The sequence below is a fragment of the Sphaerochaeta sp. PS genome (genome assembly GCF_032144095.1).
GTDB lineage: Bacteria > Spirochaetota > Spirochaetia > Sphaerochaetales > Sphaerochaetaceae > Sphaerochaeta.
Genome location: NZ_JAVSNJ010000002.1, coordinates 128063 through 154158, shown reverse-complemented (window position 1 = coordinate 154158; position 26096 = coordinate 128063). Strand labels below are relative to the sequence as shown.

Genomic DNA, 26096 nt, shown 5'->3' with positions numbered 1-26096 from the left:
AGCGGCTGAAAGGCCGTTTTTTCTTTTTTGGAACCAATACTTTATTTTTTCATCTGTGCAAACTCAAGGAATGCAAGGACCATGGCAGGATGTGGGCTTGTCTTTGGAATAACCATAAAGAGAGGGGTTTTTCCTTTGAAACGGGTAAACTGTAGGTCAAGCTTGTACAAACCCTCCACTCCATCAAACGAAAGGCTGGTGTGTAGGTGTGGTTCCAGTGCCGAGAACAAAGCCCTGTTATTGGGATCCTGCAAGGAAGTGAAGTCACGCATGGGAAGGGCAGAGAGGTAGTGGTCGACCACAAATTCAGGGCCGATGAGGAGGTCAAGTTCCTTGGTAGCCATGTATGCATAGATCTTGGCCATACTTGCCTCTATGTAGTGATCTGCACTCTCCAGGTTGACATAGAGCGAGTCATCAAAGACAACCGCCTCATTCTTTCCAAGCCCTAGGTATGCACTGAATTCGGTGGTTACAAGTTTTTCATCGAAAAGTTGTTCGTCATCATTTGCCACAAAGCCCTGCAACACAAAGGTCCTTGTGCTCTGGTGCACTACATCCCCAAGATAGAGGACAAGCAGCAAGGCAGCTGTGAGAAATAGTGCAGGCCAGCGGTAGTAGGTAGTGAGATACCCGACCTTTTGCCTTAATGTCATGGCTTGTAATTTGTCTTTCTCAGTTTTCCAATCCATGGTTTCCATACCCCTTACAAAGACACTATGATACACTCAAGTAGATAGAACTGAAAGCAAGAGGAGCCATTTCCATGTCCAAAACCTCTCTATTCGACCCGGAAAACAGTTTTTGGTCATTTTTGAACCGTATTTTCTCTATTGCCTATGCCGGGCTTCTCTGGTTTTTGTTGAGTTTGCCGATTGTCACCATCGGTGCCAGCACCACTGCCTTGTACTCCTACGCTTTCTCAGTGGCAGAAAATCGTGAGGGGTATATCGGAAAAACCCTGTTTTCCTCATTCAGGCAGCACTTTGTGCAAGCAACCATCCTCTGGTTGGGCATGCTGGTCATCAGTGGCTTCCTTTTTTTCGATGCCTATCTGGCTTCGACAGGTACCACGTTATTTTCCAAAATGATGTTTTTTATGATCGTGGCGGTGGCAATCATCCTGGCAATGGTGTTCCTCCATATCTTTGCTTTGCTATCCAAGGGGACCCTGAAAAATACCCAGCTCCTGAGAAAAGCGTTTGTCCTGGGTATAGGTGGTTTGCCCATATCCCTTACCCTGCTGGTGCTCAATGTGCTGTTTTTTTGGCTGGTCTACCTCTTTCCCCTTACGGTAGTTTTCGGCTATGGGTTTGTGGTTGTCCTCTCCTCCCTGTTTGTGCGCGTAGCCTATGCGCGATCTGAAGAATTGCATGATATATGAACGCTAATGGTGACTAATTGTGCTTTTGCTTAATTTTGTTGAATTAATTTGTGCGAATTACCAGTTTTCTCATCAATTTTTCACCCATTATTTAAATTCAATTTGACTTATAAGGGGAGTGGACCTAGACTAATAGGTGGATTATCAACAAAAAATGGAGGTTGATTAATGAAAAAAAGCGTAATGCTCATCCTATCTCTTCTTGTGGTCTGTTCTATGCTGTTCGCCGGTGGAGCCGGTGAAAAGGCAAAGGCTCCGACTGCTGATGCACCTAAGATTTCTTATGAGGTGACTGAACCCATAACCATCGAATGGTGGCATGCCCTTGAACAGCAGTATTGGCCCTTGGTTGATGAGATTGTTGGTGGGTTCAACCAATCACAAAAACTCATCACAGTCGATGCCAAGTACATTGGCAACTATGCAACTGTCAACGAGACCCTGGTTGCGGCCCATGCGGCAGGTACAGGCCTTCCAGCCCTCACTGTGGCAAATACCCCGTATGTTGCCGAGTATGGCAAGGGTGGCCTTTGTGAAGACCTCAACCCGTACATCAAGGCAACAGGCTATGACATTGATGACTTCGGTGAAGGCCTCATTGTTGCAACCACCTACGAGGACAAGCAGGTAACCCTTCCGTTCCTCATTTCTACCCAGGTCATGTACTACAACAAGACCATGGCTGATAAGGAAGGGATTGTCATCCCAGCAAAGCTGAACGACATGGAGAGCTTCCTTGCCAAGGCAACCAAGAAGGGACCAGATGGAAAGACCACCCGTTGGGCAACCATCATCCCCGGTTGGGACCAGTGGTATTTTGAGACCTTCTACCTCAACAATGGGGTAAAGATTGTCAATGATGACAGGATGACCACTGACCTTGGAGGAAAGGCTTCCAGTGACATAACCAAGCAGTTCCAGAACTGGGTCAACAAGGGCTATACCTACTGGGCATCCGGTACCAGCGCTTCATCCGTAATGAGGCAGAACTTCATCGACCAGAAAGCTTTCTCTGTCATCCATACCAGCTCCCTGTACAATACGTACAAAAGCCTTGTAAAGGATTTTGAGGTTGGCATGGCTTGGCTTCCTGGTGGGGAGACCAAGATCAGCGAAATCGGAGGCAGTGTCCTTTTGATCCCTGCAAAGAACAGCCAGGCTGTGAAGAACGCAGCATGGGTATTCCTGCAGTACCTTGTTGGTAAGGATGTGAACATGAAGTGGGCAGATGGAACAGGATACATTCCTACCAGAAACTCAGTTCTTTCTTCACAGGAGGGGGCAGAGTTCCTCAAGAGAAAGCCTGCTTTCAAGGCTGTCTTCGACAATCTTGATGAGATCAACCCAAGAATCCAGCACGCTGGCTGGAACCAGCTTTCGACCATCTGGAGAGCCTATCTTGACCAGATCATGATCGAGAACTCCAATGTTGATACCCAGCTCAAGGCAATGTCCCAGGAAATCAACGAAGTGCTTGCTGATTCAGAATAACGTACTGTTCTTGCTGCCGCCCGATCCCTATCGGGCGGCACTATGTGGTTTATCTCTTTTGAAAGGAATCCTATCAGATGAAGCTACAGCTATCCAGACGATCCTCAAAACAAGTAGGGGACTTTGCAACGGTCCTTCCTGCACTGTTGTTTCTTGCCTTGTTTGTCTACTATCCCGTGGTCCAGGTTGTGAGGATCAGTTTCACCAACTGGAACCTCATCAATGACAACTACCAGAATGTCGGGTTCAAGAACTGGATCTGGCTATTCAAAGGTTCTGGGACCAAATATCTTTTGAATTCATTGAAGGTGACTACCCTCTATACCCTAGGCGAGCTGTTTGTGACCATTGTCGGTGGCCTTATGCTTGCCATGATATTCAACAGGATGGCCGGTTCCTTCTCCCTGATGCGTGCCCTGGTATTTCTACCCAAATACATTGCCATGTCATCGGCGGCAGTAGTATTCCTTTGGATATTGAATACTGATAACGGCATCCTCAATTTTTTTCTCACCAAAATCGGCGGTTCCAAGGTCAACTGGCTTGGTGACAAGAACCGGGCCCTCTTTTCCATCCTTCTGCTTACAGGCTGGCGTACCATTGGGTACGGCATGATGATATACCTCGCTGCCATGCGGGGGATAAGTACTACCTACTACGAGGCCGCCTCCATCGACGGGGCCAGCAAGTGGACCCAGTTTTCCAAGATCACGCTTCCCCTGCTTTCCCCCACAACGCTCTTCTTGTTCGTCACTACCTTTATTTCTGCTATGAAGGTCTTCCAGTCGGTAGATGTCATGACCAGCGGTGGGCCGTATCGTTCAACCGAAGTGATAGTGTTCATGATCTACAAGTATGCCATGGTAGATTTCAGGATGGACCGTGCTTCGACGGTAGCAGTATTCTTCTTCATTGTGCTGCTTGCGATAACTGCCGCCACGATGAAGATTTCCAACAGGAGTGTGAACTATGATGTATAATTCACAGAACGACCAGGCACTTTCCTTGAACCGCAAGGCGATTGCACATAGGCGTATTCAGACTACCATCCAGTATGTCCTTGCAATCATGGTTACTCTGGTCATGCTCTTTCCCCTCTATTGGATGTTCATTACCTCGTTCAAGTCTCAGCAGGAGGTGTTGCTCAGTGTCCCTACATTCTGGCCAAGAGAGTGGCATTTTGGGAACTATCGGAACGTTTTCAAGCGGGTCAACTTCAGCAAGTACTATTTCAATACGACGGTCATGACAGTCGGAATCCTGTTCAGCCAGGTGGTTACCGGTGTCCTTGCAGGCTATGGGTTTTCCAAAGGCTTCTTCAAGGGCAAGAATGTGCTGTTTGTCATAGTCCTTGGGGCCTTGATGATCCCCCTTCAGGTAACCTTCATTCCCCTCTACATCATGTTTGCAAACTGGAAGCTTACCGATACGTTTCTGGGTCTCATCCTACCTGAGGCTGTTTCCCCGTACTACATCTTCATGATGCGTCAGGCATTCCTCTCTGTCGATGACAGCTATGTGGAGGCTGCCAAGATCGATGGGATGGGAAGGCTAGGGATCATCAGCAAGATCCTCGTTCCCATGACCAAGTCGACGCTCATCACCATAACGTTGGTGACTTTCACCAACGGGTGGAACAGCTATTTCTGGCCCAAGATCATTGCAAAGAACGAAGCTAGGCGGGTACTTACCGTCGGGTTGGTCCATCTTCGCAATACCTTCGCCGGCCTCGATACCATGAACAACCATGAGATCATGGCGGGGGCTGTGATGGCAGTCCTGCCTGTGATCATCCTGTTCTTCCTCTTCCAGAAGTATATGCTTACTGGATACGAAAAGACTGCAATGAAATAAGAAGGGTTGAGATGCTAGTATATGCACATAGGGGATCCAGCGGTGAATACCCAGAGAACACGATGCTCTCCTTCAGGAAAGCATATGAGAGTGGCTGTCAGGGGATCGAGCTGGATGTACATCTTTCCAGGGATGGGAAGTTGGTTGTCATCCATGATGAGAGAGTGGACAGGACTGCCGATGCAAAGGGGTTCGTAAGGGATTGTACCCTGGAGGAACTCCAAGCCATCAACGTGGGTAGTAAGGATAGCTTTGAAGGCATACCTTCCTTTGAGGAGTACTGTCGATGGGTAGAGCATCTTCCCATCATCACGAACATTGAGATCAAGACCAACCTCCATTACTACCCGGGAATTGAGGAGAAGGTTGTTGCAATGCTGAGACAGTTTGACCTAGAGGCAAAATCGGTTATCTCCTCCTTCAACCATGCCTCCTTATGGAAGGTCAAGGCACTGAACCCGAACCTTCGTTGCGGGATGCTTGTTGGCAGTAGGGGAATTGGCAATGCCGGCTCCTATGCTGCTACCATGGGGATGGAATATTTCCATCCTGACGGTTCGACCCTCACCGAGGATGTTGTCAAGGAGTGCCATGCCCATGGCATTGGGGTGAATGTCTGGACCATCAACGATATGGCACTCTTGAAGAAGGTCATCGCATGGGGTGTCGATGGGATCATCACCAACTATCCTGATGTGGTGGGCTCCTGGATTGCACACAACAAGGAAATTGACCGATGAACAAGAAATGCTTGACCATACTCCTGATAGCGCTTCTTCTGCTTCCGAACGCCCTTTTTTCCAAGGATGTGCTTGTTCGTGAAGAGGGGAAGCTCTGCATCTATTTCCTCGACCTTGATGTGGATGCGACTGCCGAGGACAAGAGTGGTGACTCCACCATCATCATCTCCCCTGAAGGGAAGGTGATGCTCATCGACTGTGGCCACCCTCAGAGTGGCCACCAGGTGATAGATGCCCTCAAGGCCCTTGCTGTCGACCATATCGACATCTTTGTAGCCTCCCATCCCCATATCGACCATATAGGGTCGTTTGCACAGATAGCTGCAGCCTTTCCCATAGGGCAGGTCTACCGGTCAGCGCTGGAGTATCCTACCAGCCAGTATGCAAGCTTTGTGTCGGCGATCGTTGACAGGCAACTGCCGGTAACGATTCTTTCTGAGGGTGACAGGTTTTCCTTTGGGGACAAGGTCAGTGTCAGGGTATTCAATCCTGGAGATCCGATCACCTACCCGGCCAACTACCCGGCCAACAGCACCCAGTTCGTAAACAACCAATCGGTGGCTCTGAAGCTCACTTACGGCTCTTCCAGTGCCTGGTTTGGTGGGGACCTCTATATGGTACAGGAAAGGGCCCTGGTGACGAAGTACGGTCCTGAGTTGCAAAGTGATGTGGCAAAGGCAAACCATCATGGAGGGGATACCTCCAACACCCTTACCTGGATCAAGGCGATCAAGGCTAAGATTGTGGTTGCCATGAATGATGGCCTCGATAGCATGACGGTATGCAACAACTACAAGAAATATGGGGCCGAGTATCATCTGACCCAACTTGATGGGACGGTGAGGGTCGTCATGGATGACAAGCAGAACTATACGGTAACCGACACCAAGGATAGCTGGATGAACTGAATCCTATTGGAGTTTGGAAAGGAGAGCTCGTAGGAGGTCTGAGCGGTTGGTGGTGATGAAATCGAGCCCCATGCGCACAAACTTCTTCATGGTCGATGGGCTATCTACGGTCCAGACCCCAACGCCGAGACCCTTGCGCCTAAACTCACCATACAGTTTCTGGTTTAGGTAGATATGGTTTATCCCCACATACTGGACGGGTAGGGAAGCTATCTGTGTAGCTATTGCCTTTGGCCCGGCTTTCCCAAAGCCATTCATATATTCCTTGCTGACAAGAGCACCAAGGGCTAGTTCGGGCTCCAACGTGTGCAGTCTCTCCAGGGTAGGGAAGTCAAAGGTTATGGCCACGGTCCTGTCTAGGATTCCGTATAGTTGCAGGGTATCGATAAGCTTTTGCTCGATGCCAACATAGCGTGAGCCATCTTCCTTGAGCTTTATTTCGATCTGATAGTGAACTGGTTGCTGGGAAGTATTTTCCACCAGTTCAATGACCTCTGCAAGGGTGGGGATCTTTTGGAAGCCAAATGGGTGGTTCTTTGCATATCTAGCGGCTGCATCAAAGGTTGCAAGAGTGTTGGAATCATAGTCGGAAACAGACCCTTGTTGGCCTGTGGTACGTTCCAGGAGGGTGTCGTGGATCACCATCAGGACCCCATCATTGCTGAGATGCACATCCATTTCAACAGTATCAGAGCCATGTGCCAAGGCAGAGGAGAATGCAGCCAAGGTATTCTCCGGAGCGAGGGCAGAGCCTCCCCTATGGGCAACAACCAAAGGTCCTATTTCCTGTTTTGCCGTACCGTTACAGCTCGAGAACAGTACAGCGGAGAGGAAAATGATGATAGCCGCGTTTGCGGCTATCATTGTAGAACTAAAAAAGCCAGAAGCATTATTTGAAGGACTCATTGTATTCCTTAAGTAGATCTGCTGTGGTCTCCTCCATGACTTTTTTGGGATCCCTATTGCCTATCAGCAGCTTTTCTACCATTTGACGAAGTATTTCCGTACCTTTGCCTAATGATATCACACTCGCTTGTGGGCATGTATAGATCAACTGGTCAATTGCAACCTTTCTAATCGGATTTGCATCAAAATATGCAACTGTCGCTGGGTATACCATAGATGCTTTGCTGATGGGCATATAGCCTGTTTTTATGACAATCTGGGAATTTGATTCAGCATTCGTCATGAACTTCATGAATTCCCAGGTCGCCTCCTGTCTTCTCTTATCGCTGCTCGTCATAGCAATGACTGCTCCACCGACAGGAACCTGATTTTTCACCTGTGCAGGCATGAAGGCTGGGATCACCTCAAAGTCTGCCCTGCTGAGCAAATTTCCCATGCTTCCCGTCGAACCAAATACCATTGCAACCTTTTTATTCAGGAAATCATCATGGCTATTCGAAGGAATTGCCGTCTTGTCTTTGAACACCATATCCTGCCAGAGTGTTGCCAATTTGATTGCAGGTTCTTCATTCAAATGAATTCCGAAATTTTCATCTGATACCTGACCACCAAAGGAATACACTCCGCCTTGGAAATACCAGTGGGCAGTGGTCTGGCCAATGGTAAACCCTGCTCCTTGCTGGATAGGCTGTCCAGCTTGATCAAACTTGGTCACCTTTTTACAGAACTCCCTAAATTCATCCCATGTTTTAGGGGCACGGCGGGGAAGGCCTGCCGCGGCCAGCATGTCGCCATTTACATAGAGCAGAGGAGTACTACGCATAAGAGGCAGAGCGTACAAAGAGCCTGCATAGTATCCGTCCTGCATGAGACCCGGTATGAAATCCTTCAGATTGAAGCCTGAGGTGTCCTTCTTTACGAATTCATCAAGGCTAACCAGGGCTCCATCCTTGGCAAACAGGGTGACAAAGGGGGAATCCAACAAGACCAGGTCAGGCATTTCCCCTGCTGCCAATGCTGCGAACAGCTTCTGTAGCAATTCAGCGTAGGCTCCTTGGAATTGTGCTTCCACAATCACTTTGTCTTGTGATTGATTGAATTTTGCAACTAATTCATCCTGGACGTCTCCCGCCACTCCTGTGAGGCTTCTCCAGTAGACTATTTTTGTTGGTCCTTCTGGAGCCTTTTCCACTACTGCTCCTGCCCATAGGGGCAGGGTCCCAAGAACACAAAGCACGACTAGTGACAACAACAAGAACTTTCTCATAAAAACCCCCTTAGATTTTTACAACCACCTGAATCTTCCAGATTGAGATTCTCTTTTTTTATCTCTACCTATCCTTTTACAGCACCTGCTGCAATTCCTTCGATCAACTGTTTTTGAGCAATGAAATAGACAATGAGGGGTGGTACTAGCACAAAGAGAGATGCAGCCATAAGGTGTTCAGGTCCAATGGCATATTCTGCGGTCCTGACCATTGCCAACCCGACAGGTAAGGTTCGCATGCTTTGGGTGTTTGTCACGATTAGGGGCCAAAGATAGCTATTCCATTTGGCTAAAAACAAATAGAGCACGAGGGTCCCCAATACCGGCCTTGCCAGAGGAAGGGCGATATAGAATAAGGTTTGCACATGACCAAGCCCTTCGATCTCAGCCGCGTCGTAGAGTGCTGAAGGTACCGAGAGGAAATACTGTCTCAAGAGAAAAGCTCCAAACACACTTGAAACATGGGGAATGACAATTCCTTGGTAGGTATTGATCCACCTGAGATGTTTCAAGACAACATAGTTGGGGATTAGCCCTATCTGGCTAGGGATCATCATGGCTGCCAACATTACCAAGAACAAGATGTCCCTATATTTGAAACGTATTCGGGCAAAGGCATATGCAGATAATGATGCAATTGCAACTTCAAGGACTACGCCGGTTGAGGCTGTGATGGTGCTGTTGAGGTAGAACCTCCCAAAAGGCGCAAGGTTCCAGGCTGTAATGAAGTTATCCCATCTGATCACCTTGGGCCACCAGATGGGAGGAAATATAGCCACTTCCGCTGGACTTTTGAGGGAGGTGGTTACCATCCAGAAAAAGGGGAGGCCAATGACAAGAGATATGGTCAGAAGGATTATTTGGGTGCCCAACCTTCCGAGATACCATCTGAAAGGACGCTTCTTAGCAACGTTTCCCATACTGTACCTCCTAGTAGTGGACCCAACGGCTCGCCAACTTGTTCTGAATCAGTGTGATTATCATGATGAGAAGGAATAGGATAAGGGAGATCGCAGAGGCATATCCCGTTTTGAACCATTGGAAAGCATTCTGGTACAAATAGAGTACATATACATTGGAGGTGTTCAATGGGCCCCCTTCGGTCATGATGGAAATGATGTCGAAGGCCTTCAAGGCTCCAATGAATGAGGTAATGGTAAGAAAGAATGTGGTAGGGCTGAGAAGAGGGAAGGTGATATATATGAAGTTCTGCCAAGGAGATACTCCATCAACAAGAGCTGCATCATAAATTTCAAGGGGTATATTCTTTAGCCCTGCCAGGAACAAAACCATATCATAGCCAATGCCACTCCAAATCAAAACGATGATCACAGCAGGGAGTGACCACTGTACACTATGTACCCAGTCAGGGCTTGTAGAGCCAAGGGCACGGAAAAGGTAACGAAAGAGTCCGTAAGTGGGTTCGAAAATCCAAGTCCATACCATGGCAACAGCAACACTGGTTGTAAAGGTAGGGCTGAAAATGATTGCCCTGTAGATAGATCCGCCTTTTGGGTTTCTGTTCAGTTGCAATGCAATTGTGAGCGCAATTGCAAGCTTGATGAATACGGTAAACAGGGCAAGGGTTAGGGTGTTCCTGGTGACTTGCCAGAAAACCGGGTCAGAAAACAGGGCTTGATAATTAGCAACCCCCAAAAAGGTTTTCTTGGGTGAGATCATGTTCCATTTGAAGAAGCTTAAATATAGGCTATAGATGATTGGCCAAAAAACAAAGACTCCCAAAAGTAAAAAATTGGGGGCGGTGAAACCGATAAAAGCAAACATATCCCTGCGTGCTCTTCTGGACATCCGCAATCTCTTCATAAGCCTAACCTTTTCTCTGTGATAGACAAATGCTAGGTTTAGTATATCCTATCAGGGAATTATTTCAATGATTTTCATATACGAAAAGAATTAAGCAAAATTAAGCATTTATACTTTTGGGAGAAACGCAATATTTGGATATCAAATGATATGACAAAACAAGCTCCCCAGTTACGGAGAGCTTGGATCAACAAACCAGATAATGAGCTAGAAAGTATACTTTTCAGCTGCAGTGGTAGTACCTGACCCATCATTCGAACCAGCGGTCGAGGGCACTATGGTGATCTCATACATACCGTTGAGGTAAGTGGCAACAAGAAGATGGTTTGCCACAATTTCCTGTGCACTGACTATGGTAGCTAGCGACAGGTCCTTGGCATAGCCTGTGCTTACATTGGTTGGGGTTGCGTTTGTAGTCTCTCCATATGCAAAGCTAAATACATGCAATGGCGCGGTCTTGTCCAGCGGCTTGGTAACAAGATGGTAATTGGTTCCATCATCGACAGGGTAGGCAAATGCATTTGTATCATAGGTCAGGGAACTGGTTTGCATAAGGGTCCAAACTCCAGCTGTAGTTACATGATAGAGTTTCCCATCGGTGGTGAGTACATATATTGTTGTTCCATCATGGTAGAAGAAACTTGCAATACGGATTGAGTTCGAACCGATGAGGGTAGGGAGTGCGCCTTCTGTAGTTACAAGGTAATGTTTGAAATTTCCTGTCCCAGATTCTGGGCTTTCAACAAACGAAACAAGCACAGGATTGGTTGAAACAGCTTCTTGTTCCTTGGTTGTTTGCTGGATCACCCCTGCAAAGTCATATCCAGCTGGAACAAGGGTGGAGTCAAACTGGGCAACGGAGGTCCCAAAGCTCCCAGTATAGTATTTGATCAACTCAAACAACTTATTGGAACTTCCATCAGTGCCTGAAATCATGACAGTAGAATTAGCGTACAGGTTTAGAATTGATAGGTTGCTAGTAATAAATGTTGAAGTTGGGGTTACCGTTGTGATCGTACCGGGGGTGGTTGTTAAAAACGTCCGAATCTTGTTCTCCTCAGCATCGGCCTGATTGTTGGTGAGGTAGAAGATTATTTTGTCTGCGGCAACATAGGACGCAGCCTGGATAATGGAATCTTTTTTGCTTGTTACCATTGTTTCGCTGTTCCTGGTGGAGTCAACCCTATAGATGCCAGTCTCTGTCCTGAAGTAGAGTCTGTCAACTGCTGTATTGAACCCCAACAGCTGTTGGTACCTGATCGACAGTGGTTCCTTGGAATCAGCAAGTTGCCTGAATATGCCCGAGGATGCATCCATATTGCAGGAAGCAAGGAAGAGGGTAATAAGGAGTATGGAAAGCAGAATGTATGTTGTTTTATTCTTCATGGTGGTCTCCTATTGGCGGTATGTAACCGAAAGCGTGATGGGGATGAAGCCACCAAGGGCATTGTCAGATTGCAACTCCTCACGGTAGTTCAGCTCAGGGATCAACCACATACCGGTTGAGATGCCAAAGCCCCAGTTCTTGCCAGGATACCAGATGGCACTGATCTCGAGGTTTGTGTAGAGTGCCATGAGCGAGCCGGTCTTGTATTTGATGTATGCTCCACCAAGTCCCACTGAAATGGGGAGGTCAAAGGTCCCTTGTACAGGGAAATAGGAGTACTTGGCAAAGAAGGGAACGGCAGAGAAGAATTCATTTTCAGCTGAGAAGTTGAAGTTGTATCCAATCTCCCCACCGATTGAGGTTTTGGGAGAGTTGAAAACCTGGTAGCTTATCGAACCGTAGCCACCCATCTTCATACCGGTATTGCCTTCACCTGGGCCAACCTTGAATTCCTGGCTATCGAAGAAGTAGAGGAAAGTAGGGACATTGGTCCCGATCCTGAAGGAGAATTGCTGGCTTCCTGTGTCATAGAATGAAGCTGAAAAAAGCGAAAGGGGAAGCAGAAGTGCTATGAGACATAGCAAGAGAATCTTTTTCATGGTTACCTCGTGTTACCTCTGAGAACAATGCGACAAGTCATCAGTTACATACCTCCATCATACGAAAAAAAAGGAGGTATGAGCAAGTATAGTAAGGGATATTGGCTATAGGCAAACGATGCTGGTTTGGTTTGTTGCCTTACTGTGCCATTTTAGGGTAGTCTAGGGCCTAGGAAAGGAAGAAGCAATGCACATATTGTCAGGAAAAGAGGTCTCAAAGGCAGTATATGCCGATTTGCACGCCCGTACAGCCTCATTTATCAAAACCTATGGATATGCCCCCACGTTGGCCGTGGTGTTGGTGGGTAGTGACCCTGCAAGCCAAAGCTATGTGAGAAGCAAGAAGAAAGCATGCATAGAGCTCGGGTTTGGCCATCAGGACTATGTTGTTCCTGAAACCATCACCCAACTTGAACTGGTCAATCTGGTAAAACGGCTAAACCAGGATAGTTCGGTTCATGGAATCCTTGTCCAGATGCCCCTTCCTTCCCATCTCGACAGCAACGAAGTCATAGAGACCATAGACCCCCATAAGGATGTCGATGGCTTCCATCCCATCAGCGTAGGCAAACTTTTGATCGGGCTTCCGACCTTTGTAAGCTGTACACCCCTTGGTGTAGTTGCAATGCTCGACCACTACCAGATTGAGACTGCTTCAAAACATGTCGTCATCATCGGCAGAAGCAATATTGTCGGAAAACCTTTGGCAGCCCTGCTTATGCAGAAGGGTCGTGATGCCACGGTCACCGTCTGTCACTCCCGGACCCGAGATCTCTCCTCCCTCACCCTGACAGCTGACATCCTCATCGCCGCAATGGGAAAACCTCTGTTTGTGACCCCTTCCATGGTCAAGGAAGGCGCTGTTGTCATCGATGTAGGCATCAACCGCATTGAAGACCCCTCAGACCCCCGCGGCTATAGGCTTGTCGGGGATGTCGACTATGCTGGTGTCTCACCACACTGTTCGGCTATCACCCCGGTTCCTGGTGGTGTTGGAGTAATGACCATCGCCATGCTCATGAAAAATACATTGCAGGCTGCAGAGCAGCTTGCTGACAAGGATACGCTATGATTCGCTCCTATTGGATAGAAACCTATGGGTGCCAGATGAACATTGCAGAAAGCAATGCCCTGGAACTCCAACTCAAGGGGGCCGGCCTGGTCCCTGCAAAGAGTGCCGAAGAGGCTGATTGTGCCATCCTCAACACCTGTTCGGTACGGAAGACCGCAGAAAACAGGATTTGGGGAAGGCTGGGGCTGTTTGCCCACATAAAGACCATACACCCCCTCACCCTCATCGTGACCGGGTGCATGGCAGAACGGCTTCAGGAAGATCTCAAGGATGATGCACCCCATGTGGACTACGTCCTGGGTACCAACGACAAGCAGAAGATCCTTGAGGTTCTCACATCCCCTGAACAAGCTTCCCTGAATGCCGACACCTACAGCTTCGGCTCCTCCTACTACCAGCAAGGGGAGTACTCATCCTATATACCCATCATGAACGGGTGCAACAACTTCTGCACCTACTGCATAGTCCCCTATGTACGGGGAAGGGAAATCTCCCGCCCAGTAGAGGAAATTCTCAATGAGGTCCGCTACCTCTCCGAAAAAGGGGTGAAGGAGATTACCCTCCTTGGCCAGAATGTGAACAGCTACCACTTTGAGGAGAATGGGGCAGTAGTTACCTTCCCCTCGCTCCTGGAGAAGATCTGCACTGTTGCAGGCCAGATCGAATGGATCAGGTTCGAGAGCCCCCATCCCAAGGATTTCTCCGAAGACCTGATCCGGGTCATCAAGGAACAGCCAAAGGTAGCCAAACACCTGCACATACCCATGCAGAGCGGAAGCAGCAGGATCCTTGGCCTCATGAACCGACGCTATAGCCGAGAGCGGTTCCTCTCACTTATACGGACCATACGGGAAGAAATCCCCTCGGTTACCTTTGCAACCGATGTCATGGTAGGGTTTCCCTCGGAAACCGAGGAAGAGTACAAGGAGACCCTTTCTGCCCTGGAAGAGATGGGGTGCATCGAAGCCTTCATGTACTACTTCAACCCCCGTGAAGGGACTGCAGCTGTTACGTTCGAAGGTGAGATCCCCGAAGAGGAACGGGGCAGAAGGCTTACAGAGCTTATCGAATTCCAGCACAAGATCTTTGCAAGGCAAAAGCAGGGACGCTCTTCAGCCCTAGTCAAGGTATTGGTAAACACCGTCTCCAGAAATGACAAGGCTCAGATGCTCGGAAGGACAGAGCACAACGAGATGGTGGTATTCAAGGGAAACCCTCCGGTTGGAAGTATGGTTACAGTCCGCCTTACCGGATTGAAGGGGAACACCTACACGGGAGTGTTGGAAGCATGAGTAGGAACTTTCGTACAAACAGCCAGTTAGTTTGGTATACTAGAGATCTATGAAAAACAATGCTGAATCCAGTGCGCAATTTGAGAAGAAGTTCTCCATCCTCAAGCCTCTGATCCTCAACTCCAAAAAGATGACACTCTTCACGGGAGCTGGGGTATCGACCCTTTCCGGTATCCCTGATTTCCGCAGTTCCCAAGGGATATACTCCAAGAAGTGGCAAAACCTGGACGTAGAGCATATCCTGAGCCTCTCATTCTTTCTCCAGAACCCTGAGGTATTCTACGCATGGGCAAAGGAGTTCTGGTACCACCTGGATGACTACCAGCCAAATATGGTGCATAGGACCCTTGCCAAACTGGAAGCCAAAGGGTATGTGAAAGCCCTCTATACCCAGAATATAGACATGTTGCACCAGAAGGCAGGCAGCAAGAAGCTCTATGAGGTACATGGGGGAGCTCTGCACCACCACTGCACCAACTGCAATGCCTACTACCCCTATTCCCAGATAGCGCCCATTGTCCTGCGTGACGAAGTACCCCGATGCAAGGCGTGTGGATCGCTCATCAAGCCGGATATCATATTCTATGGTGAAAACCTGGACCCTCTCGTTCTCAGCCGTGCATATGAAGATTTCAGCCACACTGACCTCTGTCTGGTCCTGGGTTCCTCCCTGAGGGTGCAACCTGCTGCCTCCTTTCCGCTCTATGCCACCAGCAACGGAGCCCCTCTGGTCATAGTCAATGCACAGCAGACCACCCAGGACGGTGCTGCAACCCTGAGATTCCTTGACTTGGAAAAGCTGTTTACAGCCCTGGAGGGGTGGGTAGATTCCCTGGAACCAAGAAAAACCGTAATTTGACTATCGAATTTCAGCTTTAGGCCTTACAATCATCCTTATGAAGGTAGTTGTAGCAGATGACGAACAGCGAGTGTGTGCCCTTATATGCGCACTCATCGATTGGGACCGGTTGGGCCTTGAGCTCTGTGGGACAGCCTACGACGGCATCTCTGCCCTGGCCTTGATCGAACAGGTCAGGGCTGACCTTGTCATCACGGACATCCGCATGCCTGGCCTCGATGGGTTGGAACTCATCAAGAAGGCGAAGGAGGCCAATCCCTCCTTGCAGTTCATCATCATCAGTGGGCACAAGCAGTTCGACTATGCCCAGACAGCCATCAAGTATGGGGTTGCCGAATACCTGCTCAAGCCCATCAAACAGCATGAACTGGAACAGACCCTGCTTAAGATGCTGGCAAGGCACCATGAACAGCAGACCCTCCTGGAGAACTCCCAACAGCTCCAACAGAAACTCCTGCAAGATAGAAAGCAGAATCGCCAACTCACCTTCAACCTCCTTTTGCAGGATAAAAGGACCGATCTTCTGGACACCTGTTTTGTACGCTCTACAGCGATGAGGATCCTGACGGTAAAACTTGACCTGCTCAAAGGGTTCCATGCCCCTGAAGCTGATCTTATCCTTACTTCAAAGGTAGGGGAGTTCCTGGGCAGGGAGTGTAGCCACATCTGTTGTGATAGTTTCTCGGCTTATTTTGAGGGCAGCATCTACCTGTGGGTCTCCTATGCCCAGAATCAGGCAGACCTGTTTCTGAAGCAGACCGATAGCTTGTTGCAATTTCTCAAGACGCAGGCAGAAATATATGGAAACATCCTCTTTACCCTTGGTGTTGGCGTGGAGGTCTCCTCCTTTGCTGATGTGCCATCTTCCCTGCTTTCCAGCAAACAGGCAGTAGCCGAAAGGCTGGCCCATGGCCCGCTTGGCCGGTATATTGCCAACCATGTCGAACCCCTTTCCGACAGCAATCTCGTACAGCCCTTTGTTGAGGACCTGCAACGCAGCTTCGCCCAGAATTCGCCTGAGTTGCTTGCTAGTCAGTGTAGGGAGTTCCTTTCCAGGCTAGAGGACCTCCAGCTTTCTGCCTATAGCCTCCAGAGTACCATCATGGATTGCTTTTCCGAAAGTTCGGCCTATGTACTCTCCCTCCTGGGTTCGGATGAGAACTGCGAAAAACCAATCCTAGGCATGAGACAGCAGCTGGAAAACGCCCATTCCCACCACCTGCTGCAACAGGCTTTCCAGGAAAGCCTTGCCAAGCTTCTGCAACTCTGTATGCAGGAGAAGGAGGAGAGCCTCAGCAAACCGGTACGCAAGGCCCAGGAGTACCTTGCCCAGCATTTCCATGATGAGTTGATAAGCCTGGAGAGTGTCAGTGAGGTTGTGAATCTCAACAGCTCCTATTTCAGTGCACTGTTCAAGAAAAGCTGCAACCAGGGGTTCTTTGAATACCTGGTGAACCTCCGTATAGCAGAAGCAAAGAAGCTTCTGGCAAACAGCACCTACAGCATCTCAGAAATTGCCCAGAGGGTAGGGTACCGAGACCCAAAACACTTTTCCAGGGTCTTCAAGAAGGCCTGTCAGATAAAGCCCAATGAGTACAGGAAACTGTATGGCTAGGAGAACGCGCTACCTCGAGCAGAGGGTCTATCTGTGGATGGCCATGCTACTTGGCCAGATCATCACCCTTCTTTTTTTGGCCCTGCTCTATCAGGCTGGAAGGATTAGTTCGGGATTCTGGATGGCCATCCCCCTTGTATCTCTCTTTTCCAGTGTTGCCTTTCTCTATTTTCTGATAGTCATTCCCTACAAGAGAACCAAGCATATCCTCCAGCTCTTTGCCTCAGGGTATACCTTTGAGAACATCACCGACAAACGCCTTCCCCTGAACCGGGAGATGGATGCTGTCGATGCAAAGCTGCACACCCTGCTGAATACCGACCAGATCATGAATGCAAGCAAGAGGCAGGCACAGTTCCTTGCCCTGCAAAACCAGATCAACCCCCATTTCCTCTATAACACCCTGGAGGGGATCAGGTCGGAAGCACTCCTGGCAGGTCTGGAGAATGTGGCCTCCATGACTGAGGCCCTTTCCACCTTCTTTCGCTATACCATCAGCAACGTGGAGAACCTGGTAACCCTGGAGCAGGAACTTGAGAATACCCGCAACTACTTCTTTATCCAGCAGTTCAGGTTTGGAAGCCGGATGAAGCTGGAGGTAATCATCGATGACCTGGATAAGGCTGAAATCCTCTCCTATAGGATACCCAAGCTAACCTTGCAACCCATCGTGGAGAACTGCATCATCCATGGTCTGGAGTGCCAGGTCGGTGAGGGCATGCTCAGGGTCCATATCGAGACGACACAATCACGCCTGTTGGTTACCGTCAGTGATGATGGAGTCGGTATGGAAAGCTCAGTTCTGGAGAAAATGAACAGGGATCTCTCCTTCCGCAGCTTCGACTATATGAAGCGTGATGAGCACCATGGTGGGATAGCACTGGTGAATGTCAACAATAGGATCAAGCTTCTTTTCGGCGAGCAGTACGGCCTTACGGTCACCAGCCAGGTAGGGGTTGGGACCGATGTGCTGATAGCCCTTCCCAGGAGCATTGGCGGAGAGGAGAGGCTATGAAACATGAGGTCTTCCGCCTCGAGCAGGTCTCCCTTCCCCCCTTTCTCTTTGACATCAACCTCCATCTCTACAAGGGGGAGATTGTTGGCCTCATAGGGCTCAACGCCTTAGGTATCGAGCAGCTGTTGACCATCTTCCAAAAGAATATCCCCATCCACTACGGCCATGTCTATTGCAATGACATCCTCATCAATGACTATCTCTCCAGCTCGCGCAGACACAACCGGGTAACGGTTATCCAGCGTGATTCCACCCTCATAGATTCCATGACCGTTGAGGATAACCTCTTTGTGCTTCGCAAAGGATTCCGCAAGCGTATCATCAACCAGAAGGTGCTGGGCGAACAGATGGACCAGCTGCTTGAGCCTCTCTCCATCAGGATACACCACAGGACCATCGTGGGGGACCTGAACCCGTTCGAGAAGCTGGTAATCCAATTCCTGAAGGCAAGCATCTCCAAGGCCGATCTGGTAATCCTTGAGGAGATATCCAACTTTGTCAGTGAGATCGACCTGTCAAGGCTTGAGACGGTGATGCACTATTTCAGGCAACAGGGTATGACCTTCCTCTATTTGTGCAACCATCACCAGGAAGCCTTCCGGTTTTCCGACCGGTGCTACCTGATGCAGGAGGGGAGGATCATCAAGCATCTGTTCACCTACCAGATGACCAGTGAGGTCATATCCCACTACAGCTATGTGTTTGAGCAGAGCATGGAGCGGAAGCAACGGTTGGAACAGTATGAGACGAAACACGAGTCGAATACGCCATTTTTGGAGTGTGAGGACCTCTGCTTCGAAAACCTGAACCTCCTCTCCTTTTCCGTAGGGAGAGGGGAGACCGTGGTTATCCTCGACAGTGAAAATCTCTGCATTGGGTCCTTGTTTTCCCTGTTGAGTGGCAATGCCATCCCCGAGCAGGGAAAATTGTTGCTTGAGGGAAGACCTCCTTCAAAGGATGACCGCAATGTTGCGATCATCCCTGTAAAACCATATGAGTCACTCTTGTTCCCCCAGTTGCCTGTCATCGACAACCTCTGCTTTACCAGTGATGGGAAGATCAGGGGCCTGTGGTTACGCTCCAAGCGGAGGAGGGCCATAGCAAAGGAACTGGAACCGATCATAGGGAAGGAGCTCTACAAAAGTAGCCTGCAGGACCTCTCCCTGGAGATGCTGCATACCATCGTCTACCAACGGGTTCTCATGCAGCATCCTACCTTTGTCTGTGCCATACAACCCTTTGCTTCAGTTGACATGTACCAGAGAATCCAACTGGTCCACTATTTCGATGCCTTCAAGCAGAAGGGCATGACCTCCCTCATCCTTGCGGTTTCCCTTTCCGATACCCTTCAGGTTGCAGACCGCCTGATCATCCTCTCCGGTGGGCGGGTAGCACGCATGCTCAACCGTAACGAATTCTCCCAATATGGGGGAATTGCCGGTTCCATTCCCATGGAACCCAAAGAATAACCACCCCTTTCCAAAAAATAGCTACCTATCGTCCCCTGAAACTCCATGGGATACTATGAGGGTAAAGGAGAGCCGTTGCATGAGTGATTCCCAATACAGCGTCCAGATGCGCAACATCACCAAAACCTTTCCCGGGGTACGCGCATTGGACGATGTCTCCTTTACCCTCCGACCAGGTGAGGTCATGGCACTGCTTGGTGAGAATGGGGCAGGCAAATCCACCCTCATGAAGATTCTCAGCGGTGTCTATACCCGCGACAGTGGAGAGATCCTCCTGTTCGGGACCTCCATTGAGGGGGACCTCAACCCAAGGAAGGCACAGGCTCTCGGTGTCTCGATGATTCACCAGGAACTGAACATGTGCAGCCACCTCACTGTTGCCCAGAATATCTTTTTGGGAAAGGAACTTACCAGAGGTAGCCTCCTCAGCGAGCGGGAGATGAACCAGCAGGCCAAGGATGTCCTTGACTCCCTACAGATAGACATTGACCCTACCATGGTCCTGGGTTCGCTTGCAGTTTCAAAGCAGCAGATGGTAGAGATAGCGAAGGCTTTGCAGTCAAAGGCAAAGATCCTCATTATGGATGAACCAACCAGTGCCCTCACCAGCGTCGAGATTACCCAGCTCTTTACCTTGATACGAAAGCTCCGGTCAACCGGCTGTAGCATTGTCTACATCAGCCATCGCCTGGAAGAACTGCAGCATATTGTCGACAGGGTGACCATCATGCGCGACGGGAAGTTCATCACCGAACAACCCTTTTCGAGCTTGACCATGAACCAGATCATCTCCTATATGGTAGGCCGTGAGATCAAGGAAAAATTCCCCCGGATTCCAGCCAATAGAGGCAAGCTTACCCTCTCCATCAGGAATCTCAATGCCGGTAGGATGGTCCGGGACATCTCCCTGGACCTCTACCAGGGTGAGATCCTCGGGATCGCAGGGCTCATGGGAGCCGGGCGTACCGAGACTACCCGGGCCTTGTTTGGAGTGGATCCCAAAGAAAGCGGAGATATTGTGCTCGAAGGAAAGGCCGTTACCATTACCTGTCCCGAGGATGCGATTGAGGCCGGTCTGGTATTGGTTCCTGAGGACCGCAAGCGTGATGGCTTGTGCATCAAGCTCTCTGTCCGGGAAAACATCGGCTTACCGAATCTGGATATTCTCTGCAACAAGGCGGGTATAATCAACCGCAAGCGTGAACGAACGATGGTAAAGAAGGCTGTCCAGGACCTGGGGGTGAAACTGCCTACCAGTGAGGTCGATGCATCCTCCCTTTCGGGGGGAAACCAGCAGAAGGTGGTGGTGGGCAAGTGGTTGGCAAGGGACAGCAAGGTCGTCATCTTTGATGAACCTACCCGTGGCATCGATGTCGCTGCAAAGGTCGAGATCTACCATCTGATGAATGAGCTCAAACAGAACGGCATTGCCGTAATGTTTGTCTCTAGCGAGATGCCGGAGATCCTTGGTGTTTCCGACCGCATCCTGGTCATGTGCGATGGCAGGATCACCGGCGAGCTCGATCGTTCGGAAGCTACCCAGGAGAAGATCATGGAGTACGCCACCCGTTTTGAACATAAACTGGAAAACCAGAACTGATAGGAAGGGATAATGAGCAGAGAACAGGGCAATCCAATCAAACGAATATTGGCCGTACGCGGGATAGGGCAGGTGCTTACGGTTACCGTGGGACTCATTGTGCTGTACGTGGTGTTTGGCATCATGAACCCAGTGTTCTTCTCTTCGAGGAACATATCAAACCTGTTGCGCCAGATCGCCCCGATCATCCTGATCGGCATAGGCCAGTCCTATGTGCTCATAACCGGCAACATCGACCTCTCCATTGGCTCTGTGGTGGGCATGAGCTGCATGATCAGCGCAACGATGATGACCAAAGGGGCCAATCCCTGGGTTGCTGTCATCGTCACCCTCATCTGCTGTCTTGCAGTAGGGCTTGCCAATGGTCTTCTGGTCTCCTTTGCGAAGCTCCCTCCCTTCATTGCAACCCTGGGCACCATGACCATAGCCCGGGGAATCGCACAGATAGCGAACAACAACTACAACACCGACAGCATCGGTGAAGCGGCACAGGGGTTCAGGGATTTCTTCTACTACGGAAAGACCTTCGGCCTGTTCAACACCATCTGGATAGCGGCGGTACTCTGGTTCATATTCAACTTCATCCTGACACGCACCCGTAGTGGAAGGCATATCTACGCGATAGGTTCCAACGTTGAGGCAGCAAGGCTCAGTGGGGTGAACGTCATTAGCGCCACAAACAAGGCCTATATGGTTTCTGCCTTTGTTTCCGGTGTGGTAGGGCTCATCACCAGTGCAACCAGCGGCATGGGTACCATGGATGCGGGTAACAGCTATGAGCTCTACGCTGTCGCTGCCTCGGTAATCGGGGGAATCTCTACCTTGGGTGGCCAGGGGCTGCTCTTTGGTACCGTAATAGGCGCTTCCATCTGGGGCGTATTGCAAAATGGCCTGCAGTTTGCAGGGGCACCCGTTGCCATCAGGAACATTGTCATCGGGGTCATCGTCGTGGTCTCTGTCCTGCTGGATGTCATTGTACGTTCAGGAAAGGGCTTGAGAAGGAAGCGTGGAGCTTCTGCTGTTTGAATACTAACACGTGAGGTGTAGTACATAGAAAAAAGGAGAACTGTTATGAAAAAGATTGCGATCGTACTGTGTGTACTCGTTCTGGCAACCTCGTTGTTTGCCCAAGGTGCAAAGGAAGCTTCAGGGTATAAAATCTATCTGATCACCATGGACCAGATGGACCAGCACTGGGTAAATGTTGACAAGGGTGCTCAGAAGGCCGCTACCGAACTTGGTGGCATCACCTACAAGTGGCTTGCCCCCGACGTAAAGGATGATGCAAAACAGATTGAAAGCATCAACAATGCCGTCGCAGGCGGTGCCAATGCCATCCTGCTCGCTGCAAACGGACCCAATGCCGTTACAGCCGCCCTCAAGGAAGCAGAGAGTGCTGGTGTGAAGATTGTCTATGTTGACTCTGCAGCAAACTATCCTGCAGTACAGACCCTTGCAACCGACAACACCGCTGCCGGTGCTACTGCCGGTAAGGAACTGCTCAATGCCCTGAAGGGTAATGGCGTAACCTCCGGTAAGATTGGTATCATTTCTGTCAACAGCGCAACAGCATCCACCGTTGCCCGTGAAGCTGGCTTCCGCAAGACCTTTGAAGGAACTGGTTTCCAGCTTCTTGAGACCCAGTATTGTGATGGTGATGCAGCTCGTGCCAAGGACATGGGTGCAAACTTCATAACCCAGGGCGTTGTAGGACTCTTTGGTGCAAACGAAGGATCAACTGTTGGTGTCGGTAATGCTATTGCCGAGGCTGGCAAGAAGGTCGTTGGCGTTGGTTTTGACAAGTCCGATATGATCCTCTCCCTTATCAAGAGTGGTAACCTCCTGTGCACCATGGCCCAGAATCCTGATGTCATGGGCTATGAGGGCATGAAGACAGCAGTACGTGCCCTGAAGGGCGAAGCCATCGGTGCAGCCTATTTTGACACCGGCGTTTCGGTACTGACCAAAGCCAATCTCTAGGCGATAGAGAGTCGTAGCTTCGAAGGGACTATCCTTGTGGGTGGTCCCTTCTTGCCTTTATAGCCTTTTTTTTGTATAGTATGGTTACTCCAAAGGATTTTTCCTTCGGGGGTGTTTCGGTTTCGACTGGCGGAAGATCAGGCCAATGGCTGCAAGCGGAGCGCCAACTCCTAAAACTAGCAAAAATTTTAACTGCCAAAAAAGAAGACGAAGTCTCCTTCAACGCAGAATACGCTCTCGCTGCCTAATAGCACGAATGCGTACAGGCCTGGCTGCTGCCGCTCTTAAGCACCGGTAACCTGTAAAAATAGGGGCTTACTCCCAGAGAGGCCTGCGATCTGGGGGGAAACTACAGTAGGATACGAAGGAAGCGCGTTTTGCTGGTGTACCTAGCTACCTTCGGAAACAAAGAACATTGGCTAAGCTTGTAGACGTCATTGGGTGGCACGTTAGGACGGGGGTTCGAATCCCCCCACCTCCAAAACACCAATAGCCGGATTGCTCAAAAGAGTGGTCCGGCTATTTTGTGGTTCAAACCAAACATCAGTGGGTTCTTAAATACCTACATAATGCACTTGGTTTTTGAAATTTGATAAAGGGCATCTCTTCTGTTAGTATTGATTAACCACTAACAACACTAAAGGAAGGATGCCCATGGACCAGTATACCAATACTTTTCTAAGTTTGCCACACTACAAAACAACAAGGTTGCCTACAATCTCCGTCAAGGATACAAATTGGGGGACCGTCGTCACCGAGACTATGCATGGGGTTGTCACCACATCCTCCTCTTTGGCCCTGGATGCCGTAGAATAGGTATATAGCAGACACTATCACCTACCTTTGCCACAGAATTGAAGGAAGGAGTGCAGGTTTACCTAGTTGAGAAATCTTGCCAAACTATGCTATGATGATATGCAAGAACGCGTCCGGTGTGATCGCGTTCTTGTTCTTTCTCCCCATGTAAAGGATTTTTATGCTTATACCCAGTATTCTTCTTGTTTTAGGTCTTTTGCTTTTGTTGTGGAGTTCTGATCGTTTTGTAGAGGGTGCCTCATCCACCGCAAAGTTCTTTGGCATGCCCTCCCTGCTCATTGGAATGGTTATCGTAGGCTTTGGCACTTCAGCCCCTGAGTTGGTGGTATCGACCTTTGCCGCAATACAGGGAAATCCTGGGATTGCCTTGGGAAACGCCTATGGTTCGAATATTGCCAACATAGCACTCATTCTTGGGCTTACAGCCATCATCACCCCAGTACGGATACACTCGGCAATCCTACGCAAGGAGTTGCCGATACTTACCTTCATTACCGGTATCTCTATCCTTTTGCTTATGGACCTCTACCTCTCATTTTGGAATGCACTCTACCTTCTGGTGCTTTTTGCCTTTCTGATGACCTGGTCAGTTATCCAGGGGATGAGGAAGAATACCGACTCTTTGGGTAGGCAGACCGAGCATGAGATGAAAAAGGATGTTATCCTTTCCAAGGCCATCTGGAAACTGCTCTCAGGCCTGGTCATCCTCATTGGCAGCTCCAGGGTATTGGTATGGGCTGCTGTAGAGATAGCACACCACTTTGGGGTCAGCGATACCATCATTGGCCTGACCGTAGTGGCAGTAGGCACCTCCCTGCCGGAGCTTGCCTCCTCGATCGTGGCAGCACGAAAAGGGGAGCCTGACATCGCCATCGGCAATATCATCGGCTCCAATCTCTTCAATACCCTGGCTGTTGTCGGGATTTCAGGGGTCATCCACCCCACTGCAGTCGAAAGTACCACTGTCTACAGGGACATGACCCTAATGGCACTGCTTACCATATCCTTGTTTGTCATTGGCTACGGCTTCAATGGCAGGAAGGGAAGGATCAACCGGTTTGAGGGAGCCTTCCTGGTATGCATATACCTCTTGTACACTTCCTACCTCATCAAGACAATAGTTACGCCTTAGGGTCGGGCCTTCCATATTTCAGTGCATAGGCCAGACTGGCAAAGGGCCTGAAGCTATGGGTGGCATGCTCAACTTCACTCAAATACATCTCACGGTCATAGTCAACCCGCCTGATGATGGCATTGACTCTCTGGTTCTGTATGTCCAGGAGGGCGTAGGAGGGTCTGACATCACCATCAAAGCTGTAGCCTACGGCTCCTGGATTGATGATGCGTTTTTCCCCAAGCATAAAATCGGCTGGCACATGAGTATGACCACAGAGAATGACCGATGCGTCCTCACCCATGAGCTTGTCATAGAGTTCCGAACCAACCTTCATATCGGCTGTGATGGCCTCATTGAAGGAGTATGGGCTTCCGTGGCAGAAAATGAATGGGTCGTTGCCTATTTCCCCCCGTTGGGAAATCGACCAGGTCTTCAACAGCTGTTTTGATTCTTGTTTCATGCGGATGTCTGTATAGCGGACAAACTTGTGCATCTCTTTTTCACTATCAGAAGTGGGTACATTACCCTTGATGCCTTCAATAGTGGCGTCAGTATTTCCTTTTATGGTTACCAAGGGCTTGTTTGTCATCAACAGGTCAAAACAGGGTTGCGGATCGAGGCCCATATAAACCAGATCCCCAAGAAAGAGGATATGGTCAACACCCAATTCCTTGGTATCAAGGAGCACTGCTTCCAGGGCCCTATAGTTTCCATGAACATCACTGAGAACTGCAAGTTTCATCGTTTCTCCTATCTATTACCTAGAAAAGTTATCCAAACTGTACCATGCAACGCAAGTCAAGGAAACTAGTTGACCCGCCAGAATACGCAATTCATGCCTGCAATCGCTTGAACAACCATTTCAACCATACCTTTGGCTACGAATCCTTGCTATTGTACA

Annotated in this window: 24 protein-coding genes and 1 other RNA gene; 17 read left to right on the top strand and 8 right to left on the bottom strand. The window is 49.4% G+C overall.

Annotated features, from left to right (window positions below):
- Window positions 1-41: 41 nt before the first annotated feature.
- The gene (locus ROJ03_RS03210) at window positions 42-692 is read right to left on the bottom strand and encodes a hypothetical protein (protein ID WP_313725545.1); all 651 of its coding nucleotides are present in this window, start codon (window positions 690-692) and stop codon (window positions 42-44) included.
- Between the two features lie 74 nt (window positions 693-766).
- On the opposite strand from ROJ03_RS03210, the gene ROJ03_RS03205 reads away from it, so the two are divergent.
- The 6 genes from ROJ03_RS03205 (at window position 767) to ROJ03_RS03180 (ending at window position 6377) form a co-directional block, all read left to right on the top strand.
- Complete coding sequence (locus ROJ03_RS03205) at window positions 767-1384, top strand: YesL family protein (protein ID WP_313725544.1); 618 nt, start codon at window positions 767-769, stop codon at window positions 1382-1384.
- A 168-nt stretch (window positions 1385-1552) separates the two neighbouring features.
- Window positions 1553-2875, top strand: a complete 1323-nt coding sequence (locus ROJ03_RS03200; protein WP_313725543.1) for an extracellular solute-binding protein — start codon at window positions 1553-1555, stop codon at window positions 2873-2875.
- 77 nt (window positions 2876-2952) lie between these two features.
- Window positions 2953-3855 (top strand): sugar ABC transporter permease, encoded by a 903-nt coding sequence (locus ROJ03_RS03195; RefSeq protein WP_313725542.1) that lies wholly within the window; start codon window positions 2953-2955, stop codon window positions 3853-3855.
- On the top strand, window positions 3845-4729 hold the full coding sequence (locus ROJ03_RS03190; RefSeq protein WP_313725541.1) for a carbohydrate ABC transporter permease: 885 nt from the start codon (window positions 3845-3847) through the stop codon (window positions 4727-4729). The genes ROJ03_RS03195 and ROJ03_RS03190 overlap by 11 nt, the downstream gene beginning before the upstream one ends.
- A gap of 11 nt (window positions 4730-4740) precedes the next feature.
- Window positions 4741-5469, top strand: a complete 729-nt coding sequence (locus ROJ03_RS03185; protein WP_313725540.1) for a glycerophosphodiester phosphodiesterase — start codon at window positions 4741-4743, stop codon at window positions 5467-5469.
- Entirely contained in the window at window positions 5466-6377 is a 912-nt protein-coding gene (locus ROJ03_RS03180; RefSeq protein WP_313725539.1) for an MBL fold metallo-hydrolase, read from the top strand. Before ROJ03_RS03185 ends, ROJ03_RS03180 begins: the two co-directional genes overlap by 4 nt.
- 3 nt (window positions 6378-6380) lie before the next feature.
- Here the strand turns inward: ROJ03_RS03180 and ROJ03_RS03175 are convergent, their stop codons facing one another.
- The 6 genes from ROJ03_RS03175 to ROJ03_RS03150 all read right to left on the bottom strand — a co-directional run bounded on the left by ROJ03_RS03175 (window position 6381) and on the right by ROJ03_RS03150 (window position 12360).
- Entirely contained in the window at window positions 6381-7241 is an 861-nt protein-coding gene (locus ROJ03_RS03175) for a glycerophosphodiester phosphodiesterase family protein (RefSeq protein ID WP_313725538.1), read from the bottom strand.
- Window positions 7242-7266: 25 nt separating this feature from the next.
- The gene (locus tag ROJ03_RS03170) at window positions 7267-8550 is read right to left on the bottom strand and encodes an ABC transporter substrate-binding protein (protein ID WP_313725537.1); all 1284 of its coding nucleotides are present in this window, start codon (window positions 8548-8550) and stop codon (window positions 7267-7269) included.
- A 68-nt stretch (window positions 8551-8618) separates the two neighbouring features.
- Window positions 8619-9470 (bottom strand): carbohydrate ABC transporter permease, encoded by an 852-nt coding sequence (locus ROJ03_RS03165; protein ID WP_313725536.1) that lies wholly within the window; start codon window positions 9468-9470, stop codon window positions 8619-8621.
- Between the two features lie 10 nt (window positions 9471-9480).
- Window positions 9481-10230, bottom strand: a complete 750-nt coding sequence (locus ROJ03_RS03160; RefSeq protein WP_313725535.1) for a sugar ABC transporter permease — start codon at window positions 10228-10230, stop codon at window positions 9481-9483.
- Window positions 10231-10581: 351 nt separating this feature from the next.
- A complete protein-coding gene (locus ROJ03_RS03155; protein ID WP_313725534.1) occupies window positions 10582-11760 on the bottom strand; it encodes a hypothetical protein in 1179 nt (392 codons plus the stop codon).
- Window positions 11761-11769: 9 nt separating this feature from the next.
- A complete protein-coding gene (locus ROJ03_RS03150) occupies window positions 11770-12360 on the bottom strand; it encodes a TP0733 family outer membrane beta-barrel protein (RefSeq protein WP_313725533.1) in 591 nt (196 codons plus the stop codon).
- A 187-nt stretch (window positions 12361-12547) separates the two neighbouring features.
- On the opposite strand from ROJ03_RS03150, the gene ROJ03_RS03145 reads away from it, so the two are divergent.
- The 11 genes from ROJ03_RS03145 (at window position 12548) to ROJ03_RS03095 (ending at window position 25210) form a co-directional block, all read left to right on the top strand.
- A complete protein-coding gene (locus ROJ03_RS03145) occupies window positions 12548-13432 on the top strand; it encodes a bifunctional 5,10-methylenetetrahydrofolate dehydrogenase/5,10-methenyltetrahydrofolate cyclohydrolase (RefSeq protein ID WP_313725532.1) in 885 nt (294 codons plus the stop codon).
- Complete coding sequence (gene miaB, locus ROJ03_RS03140; protein ID WP_313725531.1) at window positions 13429-14724, top strand: tRNA (N6-isopentenyl adenosine(37)-C2)-methylthiotransferase MiaB; 1296 nt, start codon at window positions 13429-13431, stop codon at window positions 14722-14724. Before ROJ03_RS03145 ends, miaB begins: the two co-directional genes overlap by 4 nt.
- Window positions 14725-14773: 49 nt before the next feature.
- Window positions 14774-15583 carry an NAD-dependent protein deacylase gene (locus tag ROJ03_RS03135; protein ID WP_313725530.1) on the top strand — a complete coding sequence of 270 codons (810 nt, stop codon included), beginning with the start codon at window positions 14774-14776 and terminating at the stop codon, window positions 15581-15583.
- 37 nt (window positions 15584-15620) lie between these two features.
- Window positions 15621-17198, top strand: a complete 1578-nt coding sequence (locus tag ROJ03_RS03130; RefSeq protein ID WP_313725529.1) for a response regulator — start codon at window positions 15621-15623, stop codon at window positions 17196-17198.
- Entirely contained in the window at window positions 17191-18213 is a 1023-nt protein-coding gene (locus ROJ03_RS03125) for a histidine kinase (RefSeq protein WP_313725528.1), read from the top strand. The genes ROJ03_RS03130 and ROJ03_RS03125 overlap by 8 nt, the downstream gene beginning before the upstream one ends.
- Window positions 18210-19682, top strand: coding sequence for an ATP-binding cassette domain-containing protein (locus ROJ03_RS03120; protein WP_313725527.1), 1473 nt, complete (start codon window positions 18210-18212; stop codon window positions 19680-19682). Before ROJ03_RS03125 ends, ROJ03_RS03120 begins: the two co-directional genes overlap by 4 nt.
- A gap of 79 nt (window positions 19683-19761) precedes the next feature.
- Window positions 19762-21282, top strand: a complete 1521-nt coding sequence (locus ROJ03_RS03115; RefSeq protein WP_313725526.1) for a sugar ABC transporter ATP-binding protein — start codon at window positions 19762-19764, stop codon at window positions 21280-21282.
- Window positions 21283-21294: 12 nt separating this feature from the next.
- Complete coding sequence (locus ROJ03_RS03110; RefSeq protein WP_313725525.1) at window positions 21295-22308, top strand: ABC transporter permease; 1014 nt, start codon at window positions 21295-21297, stop codon at window positions 22306-22308.
- 45 nt (window positions 22309-22353) lie between these two features.
- Entirely contained in the window at window positions 22354-23262 is a 909-nt protein-coding gene (locus ROJ03_RS03105) for an ABC transporter substrate-binding protein (protein ID WP_313725524.1), read from the top strand.
- 107 nt (window positions 23263-23369) lie between these two features.
- Window positions 23370-23746, top strand: a transfer-messenger RNA (tmRNA) gene (gene ssrA, locus ROJ03_RS03100).
- A 492-nt stretch (window positions 23747-24238) separates the two neighbouring features.
- A complete protein-coding gene (locus ROJ03_RS03095) occupies window positions 24239-25210 on the top strand; it encodes a calcium/sodium antiporter (RefSeq protein WP_313725523.1) in 972 nt (323 codons plus the stop codon).
- On the opposite strand, the gene ROJ03_RS03090 is transcribed toward ROJ03_RS03095, so the two are convergent.
- A complete protein-coding gene (locus ROJ03_RS03090) occupies window positions 25200-25937 on the bottom strand; it encodes a metallophosphoesterase family protein (protein ID WP_313725522.1) in 738 nt (245 codons plus the stop codon). The genes ROJ03_RS03095 and ROJ03_RS03090 overlap by 11 nt on opposite strands.
- Window positions 25938-26096: the final 159 nt, after the last annotated feature.

Excerpts from the sequence above, each read along its gene's own strand:
- miaB (WP_313725531.1), top strand. The coding sequence starts at position 13,429 with ATGATTCGCTCCTATTGGATAGAAACCTATGGGTGCCAGATGAACATT.
- ROJ03_RS03190 (WP_313725541.1), top strand. The coding sequence starts at position 3,845 with ATGATGTATAATTCACAGAACGACCAGGCACTTTCCTTGAACCGCAAG.
- ROJ03_RS03135 (WP_313725530.1), top strand. The coding sequence starts at position 14,774 with ATGAAAAACAATGCTGAATCCAGTGCGCAATTTGAGAAGAAGTTCTCC.
- ROJ03_RS03170 (WP_313725537.1), bottom strand. The coding sequence starts at position 8,550 with ATGAGAAAGTTCTTGTTGTTGTCACTAGTCGTGCTTTGTGTTCTTGGG.
- ROJ03_RS03160 (WP_313725535.1), bottom strand. The coding sequence starts at position 10,230 with ATGATCTCACCCAAGAAAACCTTTTTGGGGGTTGCTAATTATCAAGCC.
- ROJ03_RS03115 (WP_313725526.1), top strand. The coding sequence starts at position 19,762 with ATGAGTGATTCCCAATACAGCGTCCAGATGCGCAACATCACCAAAACC.
- ROJ03_RS03165 (WP_313725536.1), bottom strand. The coding sequence starts at position 9,470 with ATGGGAAACGTTGCTAAGAAGCGTCCTTTCAGATGGTATCTCGGAAGG.
- ROJ03_RS03145 (WP_313725532.1), top strand. The coding sequence starts at position 12,548 with ATGCACATATTGTCAGGAAAAGAGGTCTCAAAGGCAGTATATGCCGAT.
- ROJ03_RS03130 (WP_313725529.1), top strand. The coding sequence starts at position 15,621 with ATGAAGGTAGTTGTAGCAGATGACGAACAGCGAGTGTGTGCCCTTATA.
- ROJ03_RS03175 (WP_313725538.1), bottom strand. The coding sequence starts at position 7,241 with ATGATAGCCGCAAACGCGGCTATCATCATTTTCCTCTCCGCTGTACTG.
- ROJ03_RS03180 (WP_313725539.1), top strand. The coding sequence starts at position 5,466 with ATGAACAAGAAATGCTTGACCATACTCCTGATAGCGCTTCTTCTGCTT.
- ROJ03_RS03110 (WP_313725525.1), top strand. The coding sequence starts at position 21,295 with ATGAGCAGAGAACAGGGCAATCCAATCAAACGAATATTGGCCGTACGC.
- ROJ03_RS03185 (WP_313725540.1), top strand. The coding sequence starts at position 4,741 with ATGCTAGTATATGCACATAGGGGATCCAGCGGTGAATACCCAGAGAAC.
- ROJ03_RS03205 (WP_313725544.1), top strand. The coding sequence starts at position 767 with ATGTCCAAAACCTCTCTATTCGACCCGGAAAACAGTTTTTGGTCATTT.
- ROJ03_RS03105 (WP_313725524.1), top strand. The coding sequence starts at position 22,354 with ATGAAAAAGATTGCGATCGTACTGTGTGTACTCGTTCTGGCAACCTCG.
- ROJ03_RS03210 (WP_313725545.1), bottom strand. The coding sequence starts at position 692 with ATGGATTGGAAAACTGAGAAAGACAAATTACAAGCCATGACATTAAGG.
- ROJ03_RS03195 (WP_313725542.1), top strand. The coding sequence starts at position 2,953 with ATGAAGCTACAGCTATCCAGACGATCCTCAAAACAAGTAGGGGACTTT.
- ROJ03_RS03090 (WP_313725522.1), bottom strand. The coding sequence starts at position 25,937 with ATGAAACTTGCAGTTCTCAGTGATGTTCATGGAAACTATAGGGCCCTG.
- ROJ03_RS03120 (WP_313725527.1), top strand. The coding sequence starts at position 18,210 with ATGAAACATGAGGTCTTCCGCCTCGAGCAGGTCTCCCTTCCCCCCTTT.
- ROJ03_RS03155 (WP_313725534.1), bottom strand. The coding sequence starts at position 11,760 with ATGAAGAATAAAACAACATACATTCTGCTTTCCATACTCCTTATTACC.
- ROJ03_RS03125 (WP_313725528.1), top strand. The coding sequence starts at position 17,191 with ATGGCTAGGAGAACGCGCTACCTCGAGCAGAGGGTCTATCTGTGGATG.
- ROJ03_RS03095 (WP_313725523.1), top strand. The coding sequence starts at position 24,239 with ATGCTTATACCCAGTATTCTTCTTGTTTTAGGTCTTTTGCTTTTGTTG.
- ROJ03_RS03150 (WP_313725533.1), bottom strand. The coding sequence starts at position 12,360 with ATGAAAAAGATTCTCTTGCTATGTCTCATAGCACTTCTGCTTCCCCTT.
- ROJ03_RS03200 (WP_313725543.1), top strand. The coding sequence starts at position 1,553 with ATGAAAAAAAGCGTAATGCTCATCCTATCTCTTCTTGTGGTCTGTTCT.